This window comes from Pseudomonas sp. MF09150, from assembly GCF_059862355.1.
Map to the genome: position 1 here is coordinate 433,947 of NZ_JCBCUS010000001.1, position 23,572 is coordinate 457,518.

Consider the following 23,572-nt stretch of genomic DNA (forward strand, 5'->3'; position numbering starts at 1 on the left):
CATGGATGCCGTCAAGGACTCTGGAAACCTGGCCCCACGGCGCGATCATGCTGGATGCGGAACATACCCGCTTCGCCTTGTGGGCGCCTGATGCACATGAAGTAAAGGTTGAATTGCAAGATGGGCGTTCCCTGCCCATGCAGCCTCAGGCCGAGGGCTGGCATGTGCTGCAGGCCCGCTGCCCGGCCGGCAGCCACTATCGGTTCAAGATCGATGGCGAACTGGAGGTGCCTGACCCGGCCTCCCGCTTCCAGGCCGGCGACATCGGCTCGCCGAGCGTGGTGGTCGACCCCCTCGCCTACGAGTGGCAACACCCGCTCTGGCAGGGCCGGCCCTGGCACCAGGCGGTGATTTACGAGCTGCACGTGGGGGTGCTCGGTGGGTATCGCGTGGTGGCAGAACGGCTGCCTGAGTTGGCGCGGCTGGGCATCACCGCCATCGAACTGATGCCGCTGGCGCAGTTCCCGGGGAGCCGCAACTGGGGCTACGACGGGGTCCTGCCCTATGCGCCGCAAGCCTCCTATGGTTCGCCAGAGGACCTCAAGTTCCTGATCGACAGCGCCCACGGCCTGGGCCTGGCGGTGATCCTCGACGTGGTCTACAACCACTTCGGCCCCGACGGCAACTACCTGCACCATTACGCCAAACGCTTCTTTCGCGAAGACCAACACACCCCCTGGGGCGCGGCCATCGACTTCCGCCGCCGCGAGGTGCGCGACTTCTTTATCGACAATGCCCTGATGTGGCTCCTCGAATACCGCTTTGACGGCCTGCGCCTGGACGCGGTGCACGCCATCGACAACCCGGACTTCCTCCAGGAACTGGCGCGTCGCGTGCGCAGCCAGGTCGCCCCAGGACGGCAGGTGTGGCTCAACCTGGAAAACGAGTTCAACCAGGCCAGCCTCCTCGAACAGGGTTTCGATGCGCAGTGGAACGACGACGGGCACAACGCCCTGCACGTGCTGCTGACCGGTGAAACCGACGCCTATTACGCCGACTTTGCCGAACAACCCACGGCCAAGCTGGCGCGCTGCCTGAGCCAGGGGTTTGTCTACCAGGGCCACCGCACACGCCACGGCAACGCTCGCGGCGAGCCCAGCGGCCATCTGCCACCCAGTGCCTTTGTGCTGTTTCTGCAAAACCACGATCAGGTCGGCAACCGCGCCTTTGGCGAACGCTTGAACCGCCTGGCGCCGCCCCAGGCCCTGGAGGCGGCCACGGTGTTGCTGCTGCTGTCGCCGATGATCCCGCTGTTGTTCATGGGCGACGAACACTCGGCGACCGAGCCATTCCTGTTTTTCACCAGCCACCACGGTGAATTGGCCGACGCCGTGCGTGAAGGCCGGCGCAATGAATTCGCCGACTTCAGCGTGTTCGCCGATCCGCAGCAACGGGAACGGATCCCCGACCCCAACGCGGCGTCCACCTTCCACGCTTCAAGGCCCGAGGCCAGCCCGGAACAGGGAGCGGCAACCCGCGCCCTGTACCAGCACCTGCTGGGCCTGCGCCACCAGTACATCATCCCGCGGCTGCCGGGGGCTCTGGCCCTGGGCGCAGAAGTCCTGGCCGAAGGCGCGGTCAGTGCCCGCTGGCGCTTGGGCGACGGCAGCCTGCTGCGCATCGACCTCAACCTCGGCGCCGACAGCGTGGCCCTGCCCCCGCTCGACGATGCCCGGCCACTGTTCCAATACCCGGCCCAGGATCCGGCCTGCATGCACCCCGGCCGCCTCGGCGGCTACAGCGCGCGGGTCAGCCTGACCGCCGTACCCCCTTCCGCACCCCTTGATGGAGAGCGTCCATGAGCGATGCGCACCTGGAAATACTGGCCAGCCGAGCTGGCCTGGCCGTCGATTGGATCGACGCCAACGGCCGTCCGCAGCGGGTCGAACCGCGCGTACTGCGCGCCGTCCTCAAAGGCCTCGGCCACCCCGCCGACACCGATGAGGAAATCGAACAAAGCCTGCTGCAACTGCAAGCGGTGCAACAGACCCGGCACCTGCCGCCGCTGTTGACCGCGGATGCCGGCCAGGGCCTGGACCTGGCGCACTATTTTGCGCCCCACAGTCCCTGTGAAATTCACCTCGAAGACGGTTCGATACTCAACCTCAAACTCGACGCCGACGCCGTGTTGCCCGGGCTGGTGCCGGTGGGTTACCAGGCCGTGAGCATCGATGACCAGCACTTCACCCTGGCCGTGGCGCCCGAGCACTGCCACAGCGTGGCCGATGCCGTGGACCAGCCGACGCCCCGGGCTTGGGGCCTGAGTGTCCAGCTGTACTCGTTGCGCCGCACCGGAGATGGCGGTTTCGGCGATACCCAGACCCTGGAAGAACTGGCGCGGGTCGCCGGCGAGCGCGGTGCCGATGCCCTGGCCATCAGCCCGCTGCACGCCATGTTTAGCAGCGACAGCAGCCGCTACAGCCCCTATTCACCCTCTAGCCGCCTGTTTCTCAACAGCCTGTATTGTGCGCCGGCGAGCATTCTCGGCGAGCACGCCTGGCAGAGCGCGATCGACGCCTGCGGTCTTAGCGAGACCCTGCACCAGCTGGAACAACAACCCCTGATCGACTGGCCCGTGGCAGCGCAAACCAAACAGACCCTGCTGCGCGAGCTGTACCGGAGCTTTGGCAGCGGGCAGCACCCGTTGCACGAAGACTTTGCCAGTTTCCGCCACGCCAGCGGCGAAGCCCTGGAAAACCACTGCCGCTTCGAAGCCCTGCAAGCGGAGCGCAGCGCCCGTGGCGAAAGCCTCGATTGGCGCCACTGGCCCGAGGCCTGGCGCAACCCGCGCAGCCCTGAGCTGGCACGCTTTGCCGAAGAAAACGCTGGGGAAATCGGCTTCTACGCCTTCTGCCAATGGCTCATCGACCGTGGCCTGGCCCGCGCCCAGAGTGCGGCCCGCAGCAGCGGCATGGGCATCGGCCTGATCGCCGACCTGGCGGTGGGTGCCGACGGTGGCGGCAGCCAGGCCTGGAGTCGCCAGGACGAGTTGCTGGCAGAACTGACCGTGGGCGCGCCCCCCGACATTCTCAACCGCCAGGGCCAGGGCTGGGGCATCTCGGCGTTCTCCCCCGAGGGCCTGGTGCGCAACGGCTACCACGCCTTTATCGAAATGCTCCGGGCCAACTTCGCCCATGCCGGCGGCTTGCGCATCGACCATGTGATGGGCCTGCAACGGCTGTGGGTGATCCCCCTGGGCTCGCCGCCAAGCGACGGTGCGTACCTGTATTACCCGGTGGACGACCTGCTGCGCCTGTTGACCCTGGAATCCCATCGGCACCAGGCCATCGTCCTCGGCGAAGACCTGGGCACGGTGGCCGACGGCCTGCGGGAAAAACTCGCGGCGCGCTCGATTCTCGGCATGCGGGTACTGTTGTTCGAGCAGGACCACGGCTGCCATTTCAAACCCATCCTCGACTGGCCCGACAACGCCCTAGCCACCACCAGCACCCATGACCTGCCCACCCTCAATGGCTGGTGGCATGGCCGCGACATCGACTGGAACCTGCGCCTGGGCCTGGTGGATGAAAACGGCGCCACCCACTGGCGCGAGCATCGCCAGCACGAGCGCAACGGCCTGCGTCAGGCCCTGGACCAGGACCCGCAGAGTTTTCGCGAACACGCCCACGAAGCCGATGAAGTGGTGGATGCCAGCGTACGTTTTCTGGGCCATACCCGCGCGCCCCTGGTGCTGTTGCCGCTGGAGGATGCCCTGGGTGTCGACGAGCAGCCCAACCTGCCCGGCACCACTGACAGCCACCCCAATTGGCGCCGGCGTCTGGCGCGTCCGGCCCGTGAGCTGTTGGACGACCCGGATGCCGCGCGGCGCCTGGAACTGCTGGCCTGCGCCCGGCAACAGGCTGTCGAGCGTGACCAATGAGCCCAGCGTTCGAACCCCTGCTGCGGGCCAGCCTGCGCCTGCAGTTTCATAAAGGCTTCACCCTGGACGACGCAGTGCCGCTGGTGCCCTATTTCGCCGAACTGGGCATCAGCCATGTCTATGCCTCGCCGCTGCTGTGCGCCCGGGCCGGCTCGATGCACGGCTATGACGTGGTCGATCCGACCCGGGTCAACCCCGAACTGGGCGGCGAAGCGGCCCTCAAGCGCCTGGTGGCCAGCCTGCGGCAACACGGCATGGGCCTGATTCTGGACATCGTGTCCAACCACATGGCCGTCGGCGGCGCCGATAACCCCTGGTGGCTGGACCTGCTGCAATGGGGGCGCCTGAGTCCCTACGGCGAGTTCTTCGATATTCAGTGGCACTCCCCCGACCCCTTGATGGAGGGGCAACTGCTGCTGCCGTTCCTAGGCAATGACTACGGCACGGTCCTGCAGGAAGGCAGCCTGGTGCTGCAACTGGACGCCGAGCAGGGTGAGTTCCACGCCCAGCACTATGATCATCGTTTCCCGATCTGCCCCAGCGACTACGGCGAACTGCTCAAACCCGACGCCCAGTTGAGCGCCCAGCAGGCCGAGGCGCTCAAGGCCCTGGCCGATCAATTCAGTACCCTGCGCTACCGGCCCGACGCCCATGCCCAGGCGCGCCCCTTGCAACAGGCGCTGCGCGAACTGCTGGCGGACCCGGCCATCCATCAGGCCGTCGAGCGCACCCTGGCCCTGTACGACGCCCGTCAGAACGAAGGCTTTGCCCGCCTGCACGCGCTGCTGGAACAGCAAAGCTACCGCCTGGCCAGCTGGCGCACGGCGGCCGACGACATCAACTGGCGGCGCTTCTTCGACGTCAACGAATTGGGGGGCTTGCGGGTCGAGCGCCCCGCCGTGTTCGAAGCCACCCACGCCAAGATCTTCGAGCTGATCAGCCAGGGCCTGGTGGACGGCCTGCGCATCGACCATATCGATGGCCTGGCCGACCCGCGCGGCTACTGCCGCAAGCTGCGGCGCCGGGTCGATGCCCTGAGCCCGGGCCGGCACTTGCCGATCTACGTGGAGAAGATCCTTGGCGAAGGCGAAACCCTGCACCGCGACTGGAAGGTCGACGGCAGCACCGGTTACGAGTTCATGAACCAGGTCTCGCTGCTGCAACACGACCCCCGGGGCCAGGCGCCACTGGCCGAGCTCTGGAGCCGGCACAGCGAGCGCCCGGCGGCCTTTATCGACGAGGCACGGCTGGCGCGCCAGCAGATCCTCAACGGCTCACTGGCCGGTGACTTTGAAAGCGTGGCCCAGGCCCTGCTGCAAGTGGCGCGGCAGGATGTGATGAGCCGCGACCTGACCCTGGGTGCAATTCGCCGGGCGTTGCAGGAGCTGATCGTGCACTTCCCGGTGTACCGCACCTATATCAGTGCCTGCGGGCGCTCGACGCAGGACCAGGTTTTTTTCCAGCAGGCCCTGGACGGTGCCAGAAGCTCCCTGGGCGAAGCCGACTGGCCGGTACTCGACTACCTGGAACGCTGGCTCGGTGGCCAGGGCTGGCGCCAGCTGCCGCCCGGACGCTCGCGCAAACTGCTCAAGCATGCCTGCGTGCGCTTCCAGCAATTGACCTCGCCGGCAGCGGCCAAGGCCGTGGAAGACACCGCGTTCTATCGCTCGGCGGTGCTGCTGTCGCGCAATGACGTGGGGTTCAGCACCGAACAGTTCAGCGCCCCCCCGGCCGACTTCCATCGCCAATGCGCAGAGCGCCTGCGGGACTTCCCCGACAACCTCCTGGCCACTGCCACCCACGACCACAAACGCGGTGAAGACAGCCGCGCCCGCCTGGCGGTGCTCAGCGAGCGCGCGCCGTGGTACGTCGAACAGGTCGAGCAGTGGCGCAGCCTGGCCCAGGCCCTGCGCCGCAACCCGGTGGCGCCCTCGGCCGGCGACGAGTTGATTCTGTACCAGGCCCTGCTCGGCAGTTGGCCGCTGGAGTTGCGCGCAGACGATCAGGCCGGGCTCGAACGCTACGCCGAGCGCCTGTGGCAATGGCAGGAAAAAGCCCTGCGCGAAGCCAAGCTGCAAAGCAGCTGGGCCGCCGCCAACGACGGTTACGAACAGGCCATGGGCGAGTTTCTGCGGGCGCTGCTGCTGGCGCCTGAAGGCCTGGCGCTGCGCACGGCGATCAGCCACGCAGCCCATGCCATCGCCCCGGCCGGTGCCCTCAACAGCCTGGCTCAATCCTTGCTGCGCATGAGCGTACCGGGAGTGCCCGATCTGTATCAGGGTGATGAGTTCTGGGACTTCAGCCTGGTGGATCCGGATAACCGCCGGCCCGTGGATTTCAGTGCCCGGCAACAGGCGCTGCAGGCCGCCGCCGACCCGGAACATCTGCTGCAGGAATGGCGCAACGGGCAGATCAAACAGGCATTGATCGCCCAGGTCCTGCAACGTCGTGCGCAGTACCCGGAGCTGTTTCGCCGGGGTCGTTACCAGCCGCTGCAGGTCAGCGGCGAGCATGCCGACCAGGTGCTGGCCTTTGCCCGGGAACTGCACGGGCAATGGGCGGTGATCCTGGTGCCAAGGCTGGCCGCCACGCTGCTGGATAGCAGCGCAACACCCAGAATCCACGCGCTGGATTGGGGCGATACGAAGGTGCATCTACCGTTCGCCGCTCCACAACAAAACCTGAAGGGACTTTTTTCAACGGGTGCAGTCACACACCACAAGGACCTGCTAATCAGTTCCGCACTGCGGGATTTCCCGGTCAACCTCTTCATCCAAACTTGAGTCAGTTTCAGGAGCATTGCGATGAGCACCGACGATAAACGCATTCGCGAGTTTGCCTATCAAATCTGGGAATCCGAAGGCCAGCCCGAGGGCCAGGAAGCCCGTCACTGGGAGATGGCACGCAAGCTGGCCGAAGCCGAGGCCCTGGCCCCGAGCAAGCCACCCAAGGCCAGCAAAGCCAAGCCGGCGGCCAAGCCCGCACAAAAGCCTGCCGCCAAACCCAAGGCCAAGCCGGCAGCTGCCAGCACAGTGGTGGTCCCGCCCGGAGAAAAAGCCGAGGCGCCGAAGAAGCCCCGCGCCCCCCGTAAGCCACCGGCCAGCTGACGTCCGGTTCCGGCGCCCGGATCCGAGTCCGGGCCCGGCCTTTTTTTAATGCCTTGAACGCGTGGCGTGCCTGAGCGCCACAGGGGAATCGCTTGCCCGGAAAAAACCCTCAGCCCGTTTTGTAACCCCTTTGCAGGAGCACCTATGAGCACGCCAAAAAAATCCGCCGCGCCCCAGCCAGAACCCGAAGCCTCGCGCATTCGCGAAGGCTTGCCCTTTCCGCTGGGTGCGACCTGGGATGGCCTGGGTGTCAACTTCGCGCTGTTTTCCGCGAACGCCACCAAGGTTGAACTGTGCTTGTTCGATGCCACCGGTGAAGTCGAACTCGAACGCATCGAGCTGCCGGAATACACCGACGAGATCTACCACGGCTACCTGCCCGACGCCCATCCGGGGCTGATCTACGGCTACCGGGTCTACGGCCCCTACGACCCGGCCAACGGCCACCGCTTCAACCACAACAAGCTGCTGATCGACCCCTACGCCAAGCAACTGGTGGGCGAGTTGAAGTGGTCCGAAGCGCTGTTCGGCTACACCATCGGCCACCCCGACGCCGACCTCAGCTTCGATGAACGGGACAGCGCGCCCTTCGTGCCCAAGAGCAAGGTCATTGACCCGGCTCACACCTGGGGCAACGACCAGCGCGTCAGCGTGCCCTGGGACAAGACCATCATCTACGAGACCCACGTGCGCGGCTTCACCATGCGCCACCCTGCCGTCCCCGAGAATGTGCGTGGCACCTTCGCCGGGTTGATGGTGGATGACGTCCTGGAGCACATCCGCAAGCTCGGGGTGTCGTCGGTGGAGTTGCTGCCGATCCACGCCTTCGTCAATGACCAGCACCTGCTGCACAAGGGCATGACCAACTACTGGGGCTACAACAGCATCGCCTTCTTCGCCCCCGACCCGCGCTACCTGGCCAGCGGCAAGATCGCCGAGTTCAAGGAGATGGTCGCGCACCTGCACGAGGCCAACCTGGAAGTGATCCTGGACGTGGTCTACAACCACACCGCCGAGGGCAACGAACAAGGCCCGACCCTGTCCATGCGCGGCATCGACAACGCCTCCTACTATCGCCTGATGCCCGACGACAAGCGCTTCTACATCAACGATTCCGGGACCGGCAACACCCTGGACCTGAGCCACCCCTGCGTATTGCAGATGGTCACCGACTCGCTGCGCTACTGGGCCACGGAAATGCACGTCGATGGCTTCCGCTTCGACCTGGCAACCATCCTCGGCCGCTACCACGATGGCTTCGACGAACGCCACAGCTTCCTCGTCGCCTGCCGCCAGGACCCGGTGCTGCGCCAGGTGAAAATGATCGCCGAGCCCTGGGACTGCGGGCCTGGCGGCTATCAGGTCGGCGGCTTCCCACCGGGCTGGGTCGAATGGAATGACAAGTTCCGCGACACCGTGCGCGCCTTCTGGAAAGGCGACGACGGTCAACTGGCAGACTTTGCCGGGCGCATGACCGCCTCCGGCGAAATGTTCAACCAGCGCGGGCGCCGGCCGTACGCCTCGGTCAACTTCATCACCGCTCACGACGGTTTCACCCTGCATGACCTGGTGTCCTACAACGACAAGCACAACGAGGCCAACGACGAAAACAACCAGGACGGCAGCAACAACAACCTGTCCTGGAACCACGGCGTCGAAGGCCCCAGTGACGACCCGGAAATCAATGCCCTGCGCCTGCGCCAGATGCGCAACTTCTTCGCCACCCTGCTGCTGGCCCAGGGCACGCCGATGCTGGTGGCCGGCGACGAGTTCGCCCGCACCCAGCACGGCAACAACAACGCCTACTGCCAGGACAGCGAGATCGGCTGGATCAACTGGGAGCTGGATGATGACGGCAAGTCGCTGCTCAAGTTCGTCAAGCGCCTGATCAAGCTGCGCATGGCCTACCCGATCCTGCGCCGCGGACGATTCCTGGTGGGCGAATACAACGAAGATATCGGGGTCAAGGACGTGACCTGGCTCGCGCCGGACGGCAATGAAATGAGCACCGAGCAATGGCAGGACGCCAATGGCCGCTGCCTGGGCATGCTGCTCGACGGTCGCGCCCAGGAAACCGGGATCCTGCGTCCGGGGGCCGATGCCACGGTGCTGCTGGTGGTCAATTCGCACCACGACATCGTCAACTTCAGGCTGCCGGAAGTGCCCCAGGGCGAGTTCTGGACGTGCATGATCGACACCAACCAGCCGGCGGTACGCGGCCAGGAACGCTTCCAGTTCGGCCACGAGTATTCGGTGACCGGCCGCTCGCTGCTGTTTTTCGAACTGCAACGCGAGGATGACGACTGATATGGACCTGGAGCGTTACCTACAAGGCTTGCCTATAGGTGCCCCCAGCGCCGAGGACCATGGGCGCCAGTTGCGGCGGATGGTCGAACTCGGTCTGGACCGCCTGCCCCTGCCCGGCCAGGGCGCCACCCTGCGACGCTGGCGCCAGTTGGCGGCGGTCGGTGGCCACGACCTGGGGCTGTGCAAATTGTACGAAGGCCATACCGATGCCCTGGCCATCTTCGCCGAACTCGGCGCCAGCCCGCCGCTGGGCGCCACCCTCGGCACCTGGGCCGCCGAGCCGCCCCAGGCGCGGGTCGAGGTGCGGCGCCATGGCGACGGCTGGCGGCTCCAGGGCAGCAAGGCCTGGTGCTCCGGGGCGGCGGTCCTCAGCCATGGTCTGCTGACCGCCTGGGACGCGGACGGACAGCAGCAGTTGATGTGTGTCGAGCTCCAACAACCCGGGGTCACCCTGGACGCCGAGGGCTGGCACGCAGTGGGCATGGCCAGCAGCGCCAGCCTGGTGGTCAACCTGGACCAGGCCGAAGCGCAACAGGTCGGCGGCCCCGGCGACTACCTGCGGCGCCCCGGCTTCTGGCAGGGCGGCATCGGTATCGCCGCCTGCTGGCATGGCGCGGCGCGCGCCATCGCCCAACGCCTGCTCGAGCACTGCGCCACGCGCCAGGAACCCCATGCCCGGGCCCATCTCGGCGCCGTCGACAGCGCCTTGCAGGCCAGCGCCAGCGTCCTGCGGGAAAGCGCCCAGGCCATCGACCACGGGCCAAAAGCCGATGCTGCGCTGCTGGCACGTCGCGCCCGAGCAGTGACCGAAGCCAGCGTCGAGTGCGTGCTGCAGCACGTCGGCCGGGCCCTGGGCGCCGGCCCCTACTGCCAGGACCGGCGCTTCGCCCAATTGCTGGCCGACCTGCCGGTGTACCTGCGCCAAAGTCATGCCGAGCGTGACCTGGCCGCCTTGGGCGAACAGGTCGCCAACCAGCCAGAAGGAACATGGCAACTATGAAACCCAACCCTATCGTCGGCCATGGCACGCCGTTGCAGCAGTGGCAGAACTCCACGCACCTGGCGCAACTGGCGTCGATCAGCTGCGACGAACTGGTGCCCCCGGGGCACCGTGCAGTGATCATCGCGCCGCACCCGGATGATGAAATCCTCGGTTGCGGCGGCCTGCTGCAACTCTTGGCCAACAGTGGCCGACCGCTGCTGCTGATTTCGGTCACCGACGGCAGCGCCAGCCACCCCGGTTCGGCGCGCTGGCCGGTGGAGCGGCTGAGCGCGGTACGCCCTCAGGAATCGGCCGAGGCCCTGCGTCGCCTGGACCTGCCCCTGCACCGCCTGCAATGGCTGCGAGGCGGTTTCAGCGACAGCCAGGTGGCCGCCGATGAGCCGCGCCTGACGGCGTTTATCCAGCGCTACCTGCGGCCCACCGACGTGCTGTTCAGCACCTGGCGCGAAGACGGCCACTGCGACCATGAAGCGGTGGGCCGTGCCAGTGCGGCAGCGGCGCGGGCGGTGGGCGCGGCGTTCCATGAACTGCCGGTGTGGACCTGGCACTGGGCCGGTCCCGAAGACCAGCAGATACCCTGGCAGCGTGCGCGCAAACTGCAGCTCGAGCCCTCGCTGGTAGCCCGCAAGCGCCACGCGATCCATGCCTTTGCCAGCCAGTTGGAAGGCGACCCGCAGATCGGCCTGCCACCGGTCCTGGCGCCCCATATCATCGAGCGCCTGCTGCAACCCTTTGAAGTGGTGTTCGTATGAGCGTCGGCAACCGCTACTTCGATGAGCTGTTCGCCCAGAGCGCCGATCCCTGGTCGTTTCGCGAACGCTGGTACGAACAGCGCAAGCGGGCCCTGACCCTGGCCTGTCTGCCGCGCCGACGCTACCGCAGTGTCTTCGAGCCGGGCTGCGCCAATGGCGAACTCAGCGCCGAACTGGCGACCCGCTGCGAGCGTCTGCTGTGCTGCGACACCGCGGCGGCGGCGGTGAGCCTGGCCGAACAGCGCCTGCAACCCTTTGCCCATGCCCAGGTGTTCCAGGGGCGGCTGCCCAGGGACTGGCCGGACCAGCGCTTCGACCTGATCGTGCTCAGCGAAATCGGCTACTACCTGGACGCCGCCGACCTCTCGCACTTGATCCGTCAGGCCCTGCGCTCTCTGACCCCGGACGGCCAGTTGCTGGCCTGCCACTGGCGCCCGCCCATCGCCGGCTGCCCACTGGATGCCGGCCAGGTTCACGACCAGCTGCACCGCCAACTGCAACTGCCGCGCCTGCTGGAGCATCAGGAGGCCGACTTCATGCTCGACCTCTGGAGCCGCGAGGCGGATTCGGTGGCCACCCTGGAGGGCCTGCGATGATCGGCATCCTGATTCCGGCTCACAACGAAGAGCAGTACCTGGAGCACTGCCTGCAAGCCGCACTGCATGCCGGCAGCCACCCCAGCCTGGGCGGCGAAACGGTGCAGATCCTGGTGGTCCTCGACAGTTGCAGCGACAACTCGGCGCAGATCGTCGGCGAGCACCCGGTGCAGAGCCTGGCGCTCAGTGCCCGCAACGTCGGCCAGGCCCGGGCGGCGGGTGCCCATCACCTGCTGGAACAGGGTGCGCGCTGGATCTCCTGCACCGACGCCGACAGCCGGGTCGCCCCCGACTGGCTGGTGGCGCAACTGGCCCTGGGTACCGACGCGGTGTGCGGCACCGTGACAGTCGACGTCTGGAGCCAGGGCTTCGACTCCCAGGCGCAGATCCGTTATCACCAGGCCTATCAGGCCCGTGACGATCATCGGCATATCCACGGCGCCAACCTGGGCATCAGTGCCGAGGCCTACCGCCGCGCCGGGGGCTTCGAACCCCTGGCCTGCGATGAAGACGTGCAACTGGTGCGCCAGCTGGAGCGCTGCGGTGCCAGCATCGCCTGGAGCCATCGGCCGCAGGTCATCACCAGCGCCCGCCTCGACAGCCGCGCCCGTGGCGGCTTCGGCGATTACCTGAAAAGCCTGGTGGCGCCGGCCTGACCCCAGGCCGGTGGCGGTCGCCCGTCAGGCCGGCCTGCACACCGCGGATTTACCGACTATGGTGAAAACCGCATGCCGTGCCGGAGAAAAAACCGCCACGGCGCTGCGTAGGCGCGAGCGGGCTGTGTATGATTGCCCCCGCGCAAATACGGCAATCCAAGGTCTGGAGCGCCGGTACTTCACGCCAAACTGTCGTCGACACATTGGCGTGCGTGCGAACCCAAGGCTGCCGGCCAGCGCCAGATGTGCTGCCGCAGACTGCCAGGAACAGGGATGTGACACCGATGAAATCCATACCCGTTATAGAAAACCACTGGCCGAACCAGATCTGGAACGGTACGCGGCAACTGGTCGACGTGCCGCCGATTCATCTCGCCAGCCTGGTGCCCGCCGGCGCCCGGGCCGTGGTCGTCGCCCCGCACCCGGGGGATGAAGTCATCGCCAGCGGCGGCCTGCTGCAAGTGCTGGCGCACCACGGGCACCCCTTGCAGTTGATTTCCGTCACCGATGGCAGCGCCAGCCACCCGGGCTCGGAACTGTGGTCGGAGCGCCGCCTGAGCGTGTTCCGTCCCCAGGAAAGCGCCGAGGCCCTGAGGCGCCTGGGCTTGCCCCTGCACAGCCTGAAGTGGATCCGCGGCGGCTTTACCGATAACGCCCTCGCCGCCCGCGAGCATCAGCTCAGCCAGTTCATCAGCCGCTATCTGCGCCACGACGACGTGGTGTTCAGCACCTGGTGCGAAGACGGCCCGCCCGATCACGAAGCCGTCGGCCGTGCCACCGCCAAGGCCGCAGCCCAGGTCGGGGCACGTCACTTTGAATTGCCGGTCGGGGTCTGGCACCGGGCCCTGCGCGATGAGTACCAGATCCCCTGGCCTCGCGCGCGCAAGCTGCGCCTGGACACCTGGACCGTGGCCCGCAAGCGGCATGCCGCCCACGCCTATGCCAGCCAGTTGCAGGGCGACCCGAAGATCGGCCTGGCTCCGGCACTGTCGGCGGTGCTGCTGGAGCGCCTGCGCCAGCCCTACGAGATCATCCTGATGTAGCCACGGGGCCAGGCAACCCATGAAAAACCTGAACTGACGGGCGCGCTATCAGTCGCATAAGTAACTGGCACTGATCAAAAGGAGTGAGCGTGAGCAGTCATCCCCCCGGGCGCCCCGTTGAGTCCGCCCCCCAGGACCAGGCCCCTGCGATCCACCGGTTGCGGATCCTGACGGTCAACACCCACAAAGGCTTCACCGCCTTCAACCGCCGCTTCATCCTGCCGGAACTGCGCGAGGCAGTACGCAGCACCGGTGCCGACCTGGTGTTCCTACAAGAAGTGCTGGGCGAACATGACCGGCACGCGTCGCGCCATGAAAACTGGCCGCAGCAATCGCAGTACGAGTTTCTTGCCGACAGCATGTGGAGCGACTTCGCCTATGGGCGCAATGCGGTCTACTCCGATGGCCACCACGGCAATGCGTTGCTGTCCAAGTACCCGATCCGGCAGTTTCGCAACCTCGATGTGTCGATCACCGGCCCCGAGCGCCGGGGCCTGCTGCACTGTGTGCTGGAGGTGCCGGGGCACGCCGAGGTGCATGCCATCTGCGTGCACCTGAGCCTGCTGGAGAGTCACAGGCAACTGCAACTGGCCCTGCTCTGCCAATTGCTCGAATCCCTGCCGGAAGATGCGCCGGTGATCATCGCCGGCGACTTCAACGACTGGCAGTTGCACGGCAACGCCACCCTGGCCAAGCGCGCCGACCTGCACGAAGCCTTCGAACGCCACAACGGCCGCCCGGCCAAGACCTACCCGGCGCGCTTTCCCCTGCTGCGCCTGGACCGGGTCTACCTGCGCAACGCCAGCAGCCATGAACCGAAAATCCTCGGCAACCGACCCTGGACTCACCTCTCGGACCACCTGCCCCTGTCCGTCGAAATCCACCTCTGAACGCCATGACGGCCAGCGTATAGCCGCTGCAACCCTGTAGCCGTTGCCGAGCTCCGCTAGGCTGCGCTGGCCCTGATGGACGCCGAGGCAGGTCTGGACTATCTCCGTATCCATGACGGCCGGCGCAGCCTGCGGCAGCGGCTACCGCTGCGCGAGGCTGCGACGACGGTCAGGCTTCGGGGCGCAGGATGAGGACGGCCAACGGCGGCAGGTTGAGCACCAGGGACAGCGCCTGGCCATGGCTGGCGACGTCTTCGGTGAAGGCGCCGCCGGAGTTGCCGTAGTTGGAGCCGGCGTAGGTCTCGGCATCGCTGTTGAGCACTTCGCTCCAACGCCCGGCGAACGGCACGCCGATGCGGTAGGCCTGACGCGGCACCGGGGTAAAGTTGGCCACCACCAGCAACGGCTTGCCGTCCTTGCTCCAGCGCAACCAGGCATACACGCTGTTGATCGCGTCATCACCAATCAGCCACTGGAAGCCCTGGGGTGCATCGTCCTGGTCGTGCAGCGCCGGCTCCTGGCAGTACAGGCGGTTGAGGTCGCCCACCAGCTTCTGCACCCCACGGTGCTCCGGATATTGCAGCAGGTACCAGTCCAGTTGCTGATCGTGGTTCCACTCGCGCCACTGGCCGAACTCGCAGCCCATGAACAGCAGCTTCTTGCCCGGATGGGCCCACATGAAACTCAGGTAAGCCCGCAGGTTGGCGAATTTCTGCCAGCGGTCGCCCGGCATCTTGTCGATCAGCGAATGCTTGCCGTGCACCACTTCATCGTGGGAGATCGGCAGGATAAACCGCTCGGACCAGGCATACACCAGGCCAAAACTCAGCTCGTTGTGGTGGTGGGCGCGGTACACCGGGTCCTGCTGGATGTAATGCAGGGAGTCGTGCATCCAGCCCATGTTCCACTTGTAGGCAAACCCCAGGCCGCCCTGCTGGGTACTCTGGCTGACCCCGGGCCAGGCGGTGGACTCTTCGGCAATCACCAAAGCGCCCGGCGCTTCCAGGGCCACCACGTCATTGAGGTGGCGCAGGAAGTCGATCGCCTCCAAGTTTTCCCGGCCGCCGTGACGGTTCGGCACCCATTCGCCGGCCTTGCGCGAATAGTCGCGGTAGAGCATCGAGGCCACGGCATCGACCCGCAGGCCGTCGACGTGGAAATGCTTGAGCCAGTGCAACGCCGAAGCCAGCATGAAGCCGTGGACTTCGGTGCGCCCCAGGTTGTAGATCAGGGTGTCCCAATCCTGGTGAAAGCCTTCCAGGGGGTTGCCGTATTCGTACAGCGCGGTGCCGTCGAATTGCGCCAGGCCATGGGCATCGGTCGGGAAATGCGCCGGCACCCAGTCGAGGATGACCCCGATATTGGCCTGGTGGCAGGCGTTGACGAAGGCCGCGAAATCATCCGGCGAACCGTAGCGCGCGCTGGGGGCGAACTGCGACAGCGGCTGATAACCCCAGGAGCCGCCAAAGGGGTGCTCCATGATCGGCATCAGCTCGATATGGGTAAAGCCCAGGTCCTGGACATAGGGGATCACCCGCTCAGCCAGTTCATGCCAGTTGTATTGGCGGGCGACTTCCCCCAGGTCGTTGACCTCGCATTGCCAGGAGCCGATGTGCAGCTCATAGATCGACAAGGGCGCGTCAGGCCGCTGGCGCTCGCCACGGGCCTGCATCCACTCGCCGTCCTGCCAATCGATGCTCAGCGGCGCGGCGACCCGGGACGCGGTGTCCGGCGGCAGCTGGGTGGCCAGGGCCATGGGGTCGGCCTTGAGCGGCAGGATCGCGTCGGCGCCGAGGATCTCGTACTTGTAGGCCTCGCCCGGTTGCAGGCGCGGGATAAACAACTCCCAGACCCCGGACGGATGGCGCAGGCGCATGGGATGCCGGCGCCCGTCCCAGATATTGAAATCACCCACCACCGACACCCGCCGCGCATTCGGCGCCCAGACCGAGAAGCGCACGCCATCGACGCCGTCCACGGTTTTCAACTGGGCGCCCAGGCACGAACTGAGGTCGCGGTGGTTGCCTTCGGCGAACAGATACAGGTCCATCTCCCCCAATAGCGGACCGAAGCTGTAGGGGTCTTCGCTGACCTGCTCGCCACCGGCCCACTGGATACGCAGCAGGTAATCCCGGGCCTGGGCGAAGTGCCCGAGAAACAGCCCCGGCACCGGGCCGGTCTCCAGGCTGCCGAGGACTTCGCCGCCGTCCCGGGCCAGCACCTGCACACTCAGGGCATCGGGCAGGAACGCGCGGATAAACTGCCCACCGGCCCCGTCATCGTGGGGGCCGAGAATGGAAAATGGATCATGGTGTTCGGCGCGCACCAGCGCTTCGATGTCTTTCGCACTGGGGAGCAACACCGCTTCGGTCCGACCCTGTTCCTTGTTCGAGAAACTCATGACTGCTCTCCACTACTCGCTGTATCGGAAAAGGGTTGCACTGCACTCAACAGCCCGACCAGGCCGCGTAACGACACGGCCAACCAGCCGGGACGATTCTCGGCCTCATAGGCCACTTCATAGGCGGCTTTCTCCAGCCCGAACAACAACAGCGAGGCCTCTTCACCGGCGCTGTCCTGCCAGGCATGAGCAAGATTAGCCGTTGCCAGGCGATAGGCCTCGACAAACGCTTCGCGCGCCTGGGCCAGGTAGCGTTCGGTCACCCGTTGCCGGCTGGCCAGGGCTTGCTCCGAGCTATCCACCCCTTGCACATTCAGCGCCATCGCCGCCGCGTAGTCGAACGAACGCAGGACGCCGCTCACATCCTTGTACGGGCTGTGCTTGCCGCGGCGTTCTTCCAGCGGCCGCGCCGGTTCGCCTTCGAAGTCGATCAGGTAGGCATCGCCCTTGATCACCAGCACCTGTCCCAGGTGCAGGTCGCCATGAACCCGGATGCGCAAACCGCCGATGGCCTGCTTGGCCAGGGTTTGCACATAGGCCAGGATCGCCTTCTTACCTTGCAGCAATTGACTGACCCGCTGCCGATCGGCAGGTTCCAGGTTATTTTCATGCTGCTTGAGCAATTGCAGGACCCGCTCGAGCTGGGCGCTGATCTGCTTGCCCCAGGCCTGGGCGTCCTTGGCCGTGCTCTTGAGCGGGGCAAAGTCCGGGTTGTCGCTGGGCGCTGCGAGCACTTGGTGCATTTCGCCCAGGCGCTGGCCGAGCATGCCGGCAAAGTCCTGCAGTTCACCGAGGGCGTTGTAGTGCTGTTGCTGCTCGGAAATCACCTCGGCCATCTCGTCGCGGATCGCCCGTTCCAGGTTGTTCTGCGTCCACTCCCAGGCATCGCCCTGATTGCTCAGGTAGCCCTGGGCAATCATCAGCAGATTGTCCTGGCCCTGCTCGTCCCGGCGGATCACCGAACCCAGCAAGGGTGAAATATGGGCGAAGCCGGCGGCCGTCAGGTAGGCGCCCATTTCCAGTTCCGGGTGCACCCCGGCGGCGACCTTGCGGATCAGCTTGAGCACCAGGCTGCCGCCGACCGCGACCGAACTGTTGGACTGCTCCGCCGACAGGTAGCGCACCTCGGACTCGGCATTCAGGCCCAGGCCCGCCAGCAGCTCGGTGGCCTCGAAGCGAATCTCGCCCTGGGTCGAACTCAGCACCGTATTGGCTTGCAGTGCCAGCAGCACGTTGCGCACAAAACTGTCGAGGGCGAAGGCATCGGTGATCAGGCCGACCTGGCGCCCCCGGCGCACACGGGCCAGGGCCAGTTGCTGGGGCAAGGCCGCGCCGAACTGGTCTTCGCCCAGCAGGCCGAAAGGCAGCAGATAACGCCCGACCTGGCCGCCACTGGTGACCTCCAGTTCGCTGAACAGCACCGGATGCTGCGGATCGCCAAAGCGCACGCCATAGGCGATACGCACGCCTTCGATCGCACTGTCCTTGCCGGCGAACCAGCGCCGCTTGGGCAACCAGGTCGGCAGCGCCGTGTGCTCCAGGGTGGTGCGTGCCGGCTCTTCGAGCAATTCTTCGAGGCGTTTTTTCAGGACCAGGGTGTTGAAATCAGGCAGGCTTTGCGCCGGCTCCACGTGCCAGCTCGGCATCTGGTTTTCCGCCGCCAGCACGAACCAGTAGAAACCGTACGGCGGCAGGGTCAGCAGGAAATTCAGCTGGCCGATGGGTGGGAAGGCATTGCCCCCCAGCATCTCCACCGGAACCATGCCGGCGAACGCCGAGAGGTCCAGCTCCGCGGCCTGGGCACTGCGCGAGACGTTGGCCACGCAGAGGATGATTTCGTGCTTGCCGTCGACCCCGGTGTATTCACGGGTGTAGGCCAGAATCCGCCGGTTGCTCGGCGACAGCATCTTCAAGCTGCCCCGGCCAAAGGCCTTGGACTGCTTGCGCACCGCCAGCATGCGCCGGGTCCAGTTGAGCAGCGAGTGTGGATCGCCGGCCTGGGTCTCGACGTTGACCGACTGATAGCCATACAGCGGGTCCTGGATCGCCGGCAGCACCAGGCTGGCCGGGTCGGCGCGGGAGAAGCCGCCGTTGCGGTCGATGGACCATTGCATGGGCGTGCGCACGCCATCGCGGTCGCCAAGGTAAATGTTGTCGCCCATGCCGATCTCATCGCCGTAATACAGGGTCGGTGTGCCCGGCATCGACAGCAGGAGGCTGTTGAGCAGTTCGATGCGCCGACGATCGCGCTCCATCAGCGGCGCCAGGCGCCGGCGGATACCCAGGTTGATCCGCGCACGCCGGTCGGCGGCGTAGTAGTTCCACAGGTAGTCGCGTTCCTTGTCGGTGACCATCTCCAGGGTCAGCTCATCGTGGTTGCGCAGGAAGATCGCCCACTGGCAGTTGGCGGGAATCTCCGGGGTCTGGCGCAGGATGTCGGTGATCGGGAAGCGATCTTCCTGGGCCAGGGCCATGTACATGCGCGGCATCAGCGGGAAGTGAAAAGCCATGTGGCACTCATCGCCGTTGTCACCCTTCACATCGCCGAAATACAGCTGGGTGTCTTCGGGCCATTGGTTGGCTTCGGCGAGGAGCATGCGGTCCGGGTAATTGGCGTCGATCTCGGCGCGGATCTGCTTGAGGACCACGTGGGTCTCCGGCAGGTTTTCGTTATTGGTGCCGTCGCGCTCGATCAGATAGGGGATGGCGTCCAGGCGCAGGCCGTCGATGCCCATGTCCAGCCAATAGCGCATCACCGACAGCACCGCCTTCATCACCTGCGGGTTGTCGAAGTTGAGGTCCGGCTGGTGGGAATAGAAGCGGTGCCAGAAGTACTGGCCGGCGACCGGGTCCCAGGTCCAGTTGGATTTTTCGGTGTCGAGGAAGATGATCCGCGTGCCGTCGTACTTCTGATCGTCATCGGACCAGACGTAGAAGTCCCGGGCCTTGGAGCCCTTCTTGGCCTTGCGCGCACGCTGGAACCAGGGGTGCTGGTCCGAAGTGTGGTTGATCACCAGCTCGGTAATTACCCGCAGCCCGCGCTTGTGGGCCTCGGCGATAAAACGCTTGGCGTCGGCCATGGTCCCGTAGTCGGCGCTGACCCCACGGTATTCGGCAATGTCATAGCCGTCGTCGCGGCGCGGTGACGGGTAGAACGGCAGCAGCCAGATGGTGTTGACCCCCAGCTCCTTGATGTAGTCGAGCTTGGCGATCAGGCCCGGGAAGTCACCGACGCCATCGTTGTTGGAGTCGAAATAGGACTTCACGTGCACTTGGTAAATCACCGCGTCCTTGTACCAGAGCGGGTCATTGATAAAGGTGGCTGGTCTGGGCTTCTTCGCCATTGGAAACTCCTGAAAATGTGATGGGTCCGGATACTGCGCGAAGGTCGTCAACCTCCCCCTGGCACTGCTCTCGGTGCTCGCGCGGGTTGCGCCAGCACCGGGCAGGCGGGATCAAGGGCTGCTGATGCGCCAGATGCCGAACGGCTGGTGCGGTTCGATGCGCATCCACTGGGTCTTGCCGTACCAGGTCCAGCGGTGGCCGTTCATCAGGTCCTCACCCTGGGTCTGGGCGTCGTCGGGCAGGCCCAACTCCCAGAGTGGCAATTCGAAATGAGCTTCCTGGGCGTTGAACGGGTCGAGGCTGACCGCCACCAGGATGAAGTTGCTGCCATCGGCGCTGCGCTTGCCGAAGTACAGGATGTTGTCGTTCCAGGCGTTGTAGATCGTCAGCCCGAGGTGGCTGTGCAACGCCGGGTTCTGGCGGCGGATGCGGTTGAGTTGGGCGATCTCGGCAATGATGTTGCCCGGCGCGGTGAAGTCCCGGGGGCGGATCTCGTATTTCTCCGAATCCAGGTACTCCTCCTTGCCCGGCACCGGCGCGGCTTCGCACAGCTCGAACCCCGAGTACATGCCCCACAGCCCCGACCCCATGGTTGCCAGCACGGCACGAATGAGGAACCCCGGGCGCCCTGACTCATGGAGGAAGGCCGGGTTGATGTCCGGGGTGTTGACGAAGAAATTGGGCCGAAAGCACTCGCGCCACGGCGCCTGGTTGAGCTCGGTGAAGTAGGTCGCCAGCTCGCTCTTGGTGTTGCGCCAGGTGAAATAGGTGTAGCTCTGGGAGTAACCGACCTTGCCCAGGCGCGCCATCATCGCCGGGGTGGTGAAGGCTTCCGCGAGGAACATCACTTCCGGGTACTGCGCCCGCACATCGGCGATCAACCACTGCCAGAACGGCAGCGGCTTGGTGTGCGGGTTGTCGACACGGAAGATCTTCACCCCCTCCTCGACCCAGCCGACCACGATGTCCCGCAGCTCCAGCCACAGGCTGGGGATCGCTTCGGCGGCATAGAAGTCGACGTTGACGATGTCCTGGTATTTTTTCGGCGGGTTTTCGGCGTATTTGATGGTGCCGTCCGGGCGCCAGTTGAACCAGCCCGGGTGCTGCTTGAGCCAAGGGTGATCCTGGGAACACTGGATGGCGAAATCCAGGGCGATTTCCAGGCCGTGCTCGGCGGCCGCGGCCACCAGGCGCCGGAAGTCTTCGCGCGTGCCGAGCTGGGAGTGGATGGCGTCATGCCCGCCCTCCTCGCTGCCAATGGCATAGGGGCTGCCCGGATCATCGGGGCCGGCGTTCAGGGAATTGTTGCGCCCCTTGCGAAAACTGCGGCCGATGGGGTGGATCGGCGGGAAGTACAGCACGTCAAAACCCATGTCGTGGATCATCGACAAGCGCGAGTGCACATCATTAAAGGTGCCATGGCGGTGGGGATCGTCGGTGATCGAGCGCGGAAACAGCTCATACCAGCTGGCGAACTGGGCCAGGGAGCGTTCGACGTCCAGCGGGTACTCGGGGCTCAGGCTGAGGTAGGGCCGATGGTCGGCCTCGGCCATCAGCGCCGCACTGTCCGCGGCCAGGAACAATTGCACCTGCTCGGTTTCCAGCAACCCGGACAACCGGTGATGCAACGCGATCAACTGCTCGCGCAACTCGCCCTCGCTGCGTTCGAACGCCAGCTGCACCTGGTTGCGGCCTTCCTGCAACTCAAGGCTGACGGGGATCCCGGCGAGGAATTTTTTCTCCAGCTCGTAGGTGAAGCTGGCGAACTGATCGACCCAGGCTTCAATGCAAAATCGATACAGGCCCTGGGTCGGCACGCTGAACTGGCCGCCCCAGCCGTTGTTGCCCAGGTCGTCCAGGGCCCGGCTGTTCCAGACCTCATCGCCCTCGGCACGCCAACGCACGCGCACCGCCAGCTTGTCGTGACCGTCAGCGAACACTTTGCTGCGCACGTTGATAGTCTCGCCCTCGACCGCCTTGACCGCAAACTGCCCGCCATCGATCACCGGCTCGGTGTTTTCGATGGCGATACGTGGCAGCAGCAAGGCCTGTGACAGCGGTAAATGCGGGTTGTAGTGCAGCTCAGTCGGTTTATCAGCAGTCATTGAGCATCACCCCTTAACGCCCCGTGGACGCTCTTGTACCTGATGTATTCACACGTGGCCCAGACGGGCGCACTTAAGTTCAGAGACTTAAGTTCCGAACCGAGCAGCGCGCTAAAAGTTCAGCCGAATGTGGCGCCGCCGGATGAACTCGGCCGGACGGACGCCGCCAACGGCAGGGAATCAATTCGCCTCACGCAGGGTCCACCCCATGAGCCTGTGCAAAGCCAAGCACAAAGGAGGCCAGTACGATGAATATCCCGATTCCGGCAGAAACCCCCGATCCGAACATCGACCAACCGACCCTGCCCCCCAGCGAACCGCAACCGGTGCCGGAACAGGAGCCGCCCGAAAGCACCCCGCCCCCCAAGGGCGATCCGCCCAGCACCATGCCGCCGGTGATTGTCGAGCCCAGGGGATGAAGCTTAGACACCTAGGCTGAAGATGCTGAGCGGCTGAGTTCGCAGGCCAGTGTCGCGCTGCCTCGGGCCGCGTTCGGACGCTGGCCTTGAGGCCCAGCGCAGCCTCGTGCCTCGGCAGCGGCTACAGGTTTAGGGTTTGTCCAGCAGGCGCACGATGCGCGGCATCAGGCTGAACACCCCCAGGGCGAGCAAGGTGCTGAGCACGGCGGTGGCCTCGCGCCCCAGCCCCGCAGCGACCCCGATGGCTGCGGTCATCCACAGCCCGGCGGCGGTGGTCAGGCCCTTGACGTGCTGTTCGTCGCCGTCTTCCCGGCCTTTGAGAATGGTCCCGGCACCGAGAAAACCGATGCCGGCGATCACCCCCTGCACCACCCGGCTCATGGCATCGGCCTGGGACCCGGACATCTGCGGCACAAGCACAAACAACGCAGCGCCCAGGGCCACCAGCATATGGGTGCGTACCCCGGCGGCCTTGCCCTTGTGCTCGCGCTCGAAACCGAGAATCCCACCCAGGGTCGCCGCAATCAGCAGGCGCACGGTGATTTGTGTCAGCTGCCTGGCATCGCCGATATCGGCGAACTCGGCCTGCAAGGTTACCCAGACTTCATGCCACCAGGCGTTCATGGTTCGATCCTTGTGTGGGGATTCGTGTGGAGAGCGGCGGCACCTGAACGCGAGCAGCCCTCGACCAAGGATGGACAGCGGCCCGGGGCAAAAAGTGCGGTGCAGTTGCAACGGCACCCGCACCCACCATGACCATTAATCGGTTGCACCGAACCATGCCCGGCTGCGGCGCCCTAACCTGTATCACCCCTGAAAAAGGACTCGCGCCATGAGCCTGCGTATCGAAAACCAGATCTGTTACATCGACACCGACGAAGTCCGCGGCCAGTGGCCCGCCAACGAAGTCACCATCATCACCGACAGTGAAAAATCCATGTCCGCCGTCGAGCTGCAAGGCCAGCGGGTGTACATCACCGAAGCAGAAGCCGACGCATTGACCGTAGCAGGCGCTACCGACGGCCGTAAGCACCTGAAGGCCACCGACAGTGAGTCGGTGATTTGACT

General features: G+C 65.5%; 17 protein-coding genes. 13 read left to right on the forward strand and 4 right to left on the reverse strand.

Annotated features, from left to right (window positions below; genetic code table 11):
- The first annotated feature begins 5 nt into the window (after positions 1-5).
- The 11 genes from treZ (at position 6) to AC19YX_RS01925 (ending at position 14,234) form a co-directional block, all read left to right on the forward strand.
- Positions 6-1,802 carry a malto-oligosyltrehalose trehalohydrolase gene (gene treZ, locus AC19YX_RS01875; protein ID WP_500605535.1) on the forward strand — a complete coding sequence of 599 codons (1,797 nt, stop codon included), beginning with the start codon at positions 6-8 and terminating at the stop codon, positions 1,800-1,802.
- Positions 1,799-3,880: a 4-alpha-glucanotransferase gene (gene malQ / locus AC19YX_RS01880; RefSeq protein ID WP_500605536.1), complete on the forward strand. Its 2,082-nt coding sequence runs from the start codon at positions 1,799-1,801 to the stop codon at positions 3,878-3,880. Before treZ ends, malQ begins: the two co-directional genes overlap by 4 nt.
- Positions 3,877-6,663: a malto-oligosyltrehalose synthase gene (locus tag AC19YX_RS01885; RefSeq protein ID WP_500605537.1), complete on the forward strand. Its 2,787-nt coding sequence runs from the start codon at positions 3,877-3,879 to the stop codon at positions 6,661-6,663. The genes malQ and AC19YX_RS01885 overlap by 4 nt, the downstream gene beginning before the upstream one ends.
- A gap of 21 nt (positions 6,664-6,684) precedes the next feature.
- On the forward strand, positions 6,685-6,987 hold the full coding sequence (locus tag AC19YX_RS01890) for a DUF2934 domain-containing protein (RefSeq protein ID WP_201130800.1): 303 nt from the start codon (positions 6,685-6,687) through the stop codon (positions 6,985-6,987).
- Positions 6,988-7,131: 144 nt separating this feature from the next.
- Positions 7,132-9,294, forward strand: coding sequence for a glycogen debranching protein GlgX (glgX, locus tag AC19YX_RS01895; protein ID WP_078472130.1), 2,163 nt, complete (start codon positions 7,132-7,134; stop codon positions 9,292-9,294).
- A gap of 1 nt (position 9,295) precedes the next feature.
- A complete protein-coding gene (locus AC19YX_RS01900) occupies positions 9,296-10,294 on the forward strand; it encodes an acyl-CoA dehydrogenase family protein (protein WP_500606129.1) in 999 nt (332 codons plus the stop codon).
- Positions 10,291-11,049: a PIG-L deacetylase family protein gene (locus AC19YX_RS01905; protein ID WP_500605538.1), complete on the forward strand. Its 759-nt coding sequence runs from the start codon at positions 10,291-10,293 to the stop codon at positions 11,047-11,049. Before AC19YX_RS01900 ends, AC19YX_RS01905 begins: the two co-directional genes overlap by 4 nt.
- On the forward strand, positions 11,046-11,645 hold the full coding sequence (locus AC19YX_RS01910; RefSeq protein ID WP_201130799.1) for an SAM-dependent methyltransferase: 600 nt from the start codon (positions 11,046-11,048) through the stop codon (positions 11,643-11,645). The genes AC19YX_RS01905 and AC19YX_RS01910 overlap by 4 nt, the downstream gene beginning before the upstream one ends.
- Complete coding sequence (locus AC19YX_RS01915) at positions 11,642-12,301, forward strand: glycosyltransferase family 2 protein (protein WP_500605539.1); 660 nt, start codon at positions 11,642-11,644, stop codon at positions 12,299-12,301. The genes AC19YX_RS01910 and AC19YX_RS01915 overlap by 4 nt, the downstream gene beginning before the upstream one ends.
- Before the next feature lie 284 nt (positions 12,302-12,585).
- The gene (locus tag AC19YX_RS01920) at positions 12,586-13,344 is read left to right on the forward strand and encodes a PIG-L deacetylase family protein (RefSeq protein WP_201130798.1); all 759 of its coding nucleotides are present in this window, start codon (positions 12,586-12,588) and stop codon (positions 13,342-13,344) included.
- Positions 13,345-13,433: 89 nt separating this feature from the next.
- Positions 13,434-14,234: an endonuclease/exonuclease/phosphatase family protein gene (locus tag AC19YX_RS01925; protein WP_500605540.1), complete on the forward strand. Its 801-nt coding sequence runs from the start codon at positions 13,434-13,436 to the stop codon at positions 14,232-14,234.
- Between the two features lie 169 nt (positions 14,235-14,403).
- On the opposite strand, the gene glgB is transcribed toward AC19YX_RS01925, so the two are convergent.
- The 3 genes from glgB to AC19YX_RS01940 all read right to left on the reverse strand — a co-directional run bounded on the left by glgB (position 14,404) and on the right by AC19YX_RS01940 (position 22,085).
- Positions 14,404-16,635, reverse strand: a complete 2,232-nt coding sequence (gene glgB, locus AC19YX_RS01930) for a 1,4-alpha-glucan branching protein GlgB (protein ID WP_078472123.1) — start codon at positions 16,633-16,635, stop codon at positions 14,404-14,406.
- Positions 16,632-19,979: a maltose alpha-D-glucosyltransferase gene (gene treS, locus AC19YX_RS01935; protein WP_500605541.1), complete on the reverse strand. Its 3,348-nt coding sequence runs from the start codon at positions 19,977-19,979 to the stop codon at positions 16,632-16,634. Before treS ends, glgB begins: the two co-directional genes overlap by 4 nt.
- A gap of 111 nt (positions 19,980-20,090) precedes the next feature.
- Positions 20,091-22,085: an alpha-1,4-glucan--maltose-1-phosphate maltosyltransferase gene (locus AC19YX_RS01940; protein WP_201130796.1), complete on the reverse strand. Its 1,995-nt coding sequence runs from the start codon at positions 22,083-22,085 to the stop codon at positions 20,091-20,093.
- 248 nt (positions 22,086-22,333) lie between these two features.
- Between AC19YX_RS01940 and AC19YX_RS01945 the strand changes: the two genes are divergently transcribed.
- Positions 22,334-22,504: a hypothetical protein gene (locus AC19YX_RS01945; RefSeq protein ID WP_020300426.1), complete on the forward strand. Its 171-nt coding sequence runs from the start codon at positions 22,334-22,336 to the stop codon at positions 22,502-22,504.
- Positions 22,505-22,633: 129 nt separating this feature from the next.
- On the opposite strand, the gene AC19YX_RS01950 is transcribed toward AC19YX_RS01945, so the two are convergent.
- Positions 22,634-23,128 carry an MgtC/SapB family protein gene (locus tag AC19YX_RS01950; RefSeq protein ID WP_078472120.1) on the reverse strand — a complete coding sequence of 165 codons (495 nt, stop codon included), beginning with the start codon at positions 23,126-23,128 and terminating at the stop codon, positions 22,634-22,636.
- A gap of 208 nt (positions 23,129-23,336) precedes the next feature.
- Between AC19YX_RS01950 and AC19YX_RS01955 the strand changes: the two genes are divergently transcribed.
- Positions 23,337-23,570, forward strand: coding sequence for a DUF3203 family protein (locus tag AC19YX_RS01955; RefSeq protein WP_078472119.1), 234 nt, complete (start codon positions 23,337-23,339; stop codon positions 23,568-23,570).
- Positions 23,571-23,572: the final 2 nt, after the last annotated feature.

Excerpts from the sequence above, each read along its gene's own strand:
- AC19YX_RS01940 (WP_201130796.1), bottom strand. The coding sequence starts at position 22,085 with ATGACTGCTGATAAACCGACTGAGCTGCACTACAACCCGCATTTACCG.
- AC19YX_RS01945 (WP_020300426.1), top strand. The coding sequence starts at position 22,334 with ATGAATATCCCGATTCCGGCAGAAACCCCCGATCCGAACATCGACCAA.
- AC19YX_RS01900 (WP_500606129.1), top strand. The coding sequence starts at position 9,296 with ATGGACCTGGAGCGTTACCTACAAGGCTTGCCTATAGGTGCCCCCAGC.
- AC19YX_RS01920 (WP_201130798.1), top strand. The coding sequence starts at position 12,586 with ATGAAATCCATACCCGTTATAGAAAACCACTGGCCGAACCAGATCTGG.
- AC19YX_RS01890 (WP_201130800.1), top strand. The coding sequence starts at position 6,685 with ATGAGCACCGACGATAAACGCATTCGCGAGTTTGCCTATCAAATCTGG.
- AC19YX_RS01910 (WP_201130799.1), top strand. The coding sequence starts at position 11,046 with ATGAGCGTCGGCAACCGCTACTTCGATGAGCTGTTCGCCCAGAGCGCC.
- glgX (WP_078472130.1), top strand. The coding sequence starts at position 7,132 with ATGAGCACGCCAAAAAAATCCGCCGCGCCCCAGCCAGAACCCGAAGCC.
- malQ (WP_500605536.1), top strand. The coding sequence starts at position 1,799 with ATGAGCGATGCGCACCTGGAAATACTGGCCAGCCGAGCTGGCCTGGCC.
- AC19YX_RS01905 (WP_500605538.1), top strand. The coding sequence starts at position 10,291 with ATGAAACCCAACCCTATCGTCGGCCATGGCACGCCGTTGCAGCAGTGG.
- AC19YX_RS01885 (WP_500605537.1), top strand. The coding sequence starts at position 3,877 with ATGAGCCCAGCGTTCGAACCCCTGCTGCGGGCCAGCCTGCGCCTGCAG.
- AC19YX_RS01950 (WP_078472120.1), bottom strand. The coding sequence starts at position 23,128 with ATGAACGCCTGGTGGCATGAAGTCTGGGTAACCTTGCAGGCCGAGTTC.
- glgB (WP_078472123.1), bottom strand. The coding sequence starts at position 16,635 with ATGAGTTTCTCGAACAAGGAACAGGGTCGGACCGAAGCGGTGTTGCTC.
- treZ (WP_500605535.1), top strand. The coding sequence starts at position 6 with ATGCCGTCAAGGACTCTGGAAACCTGGCCCCACGGCGCGATCATGCTG.
- AC19YX_RS01955 (WP_078472119.1), top strand. The coding sequence starts at position 23,337 with ATGAGCCTGCGTATCGAAAACCAGATCTGTTACATCGACACCGACGAA.
- AC19YX_RS01915 (WP_500605539.1), top strand. The coding sequence starts at position 11,642 with ATGATCGGCATCCTGATTCCGGCTCACAACGAAGAGCAGTACCTGGAG.
- treS (WP_500605541.1), bottom strand. The coding sequence starts at position 19,979 with ATGGCGAAGAAGCCCAGACCAGCCACCTTTATCAATGACCCGCTCTGG.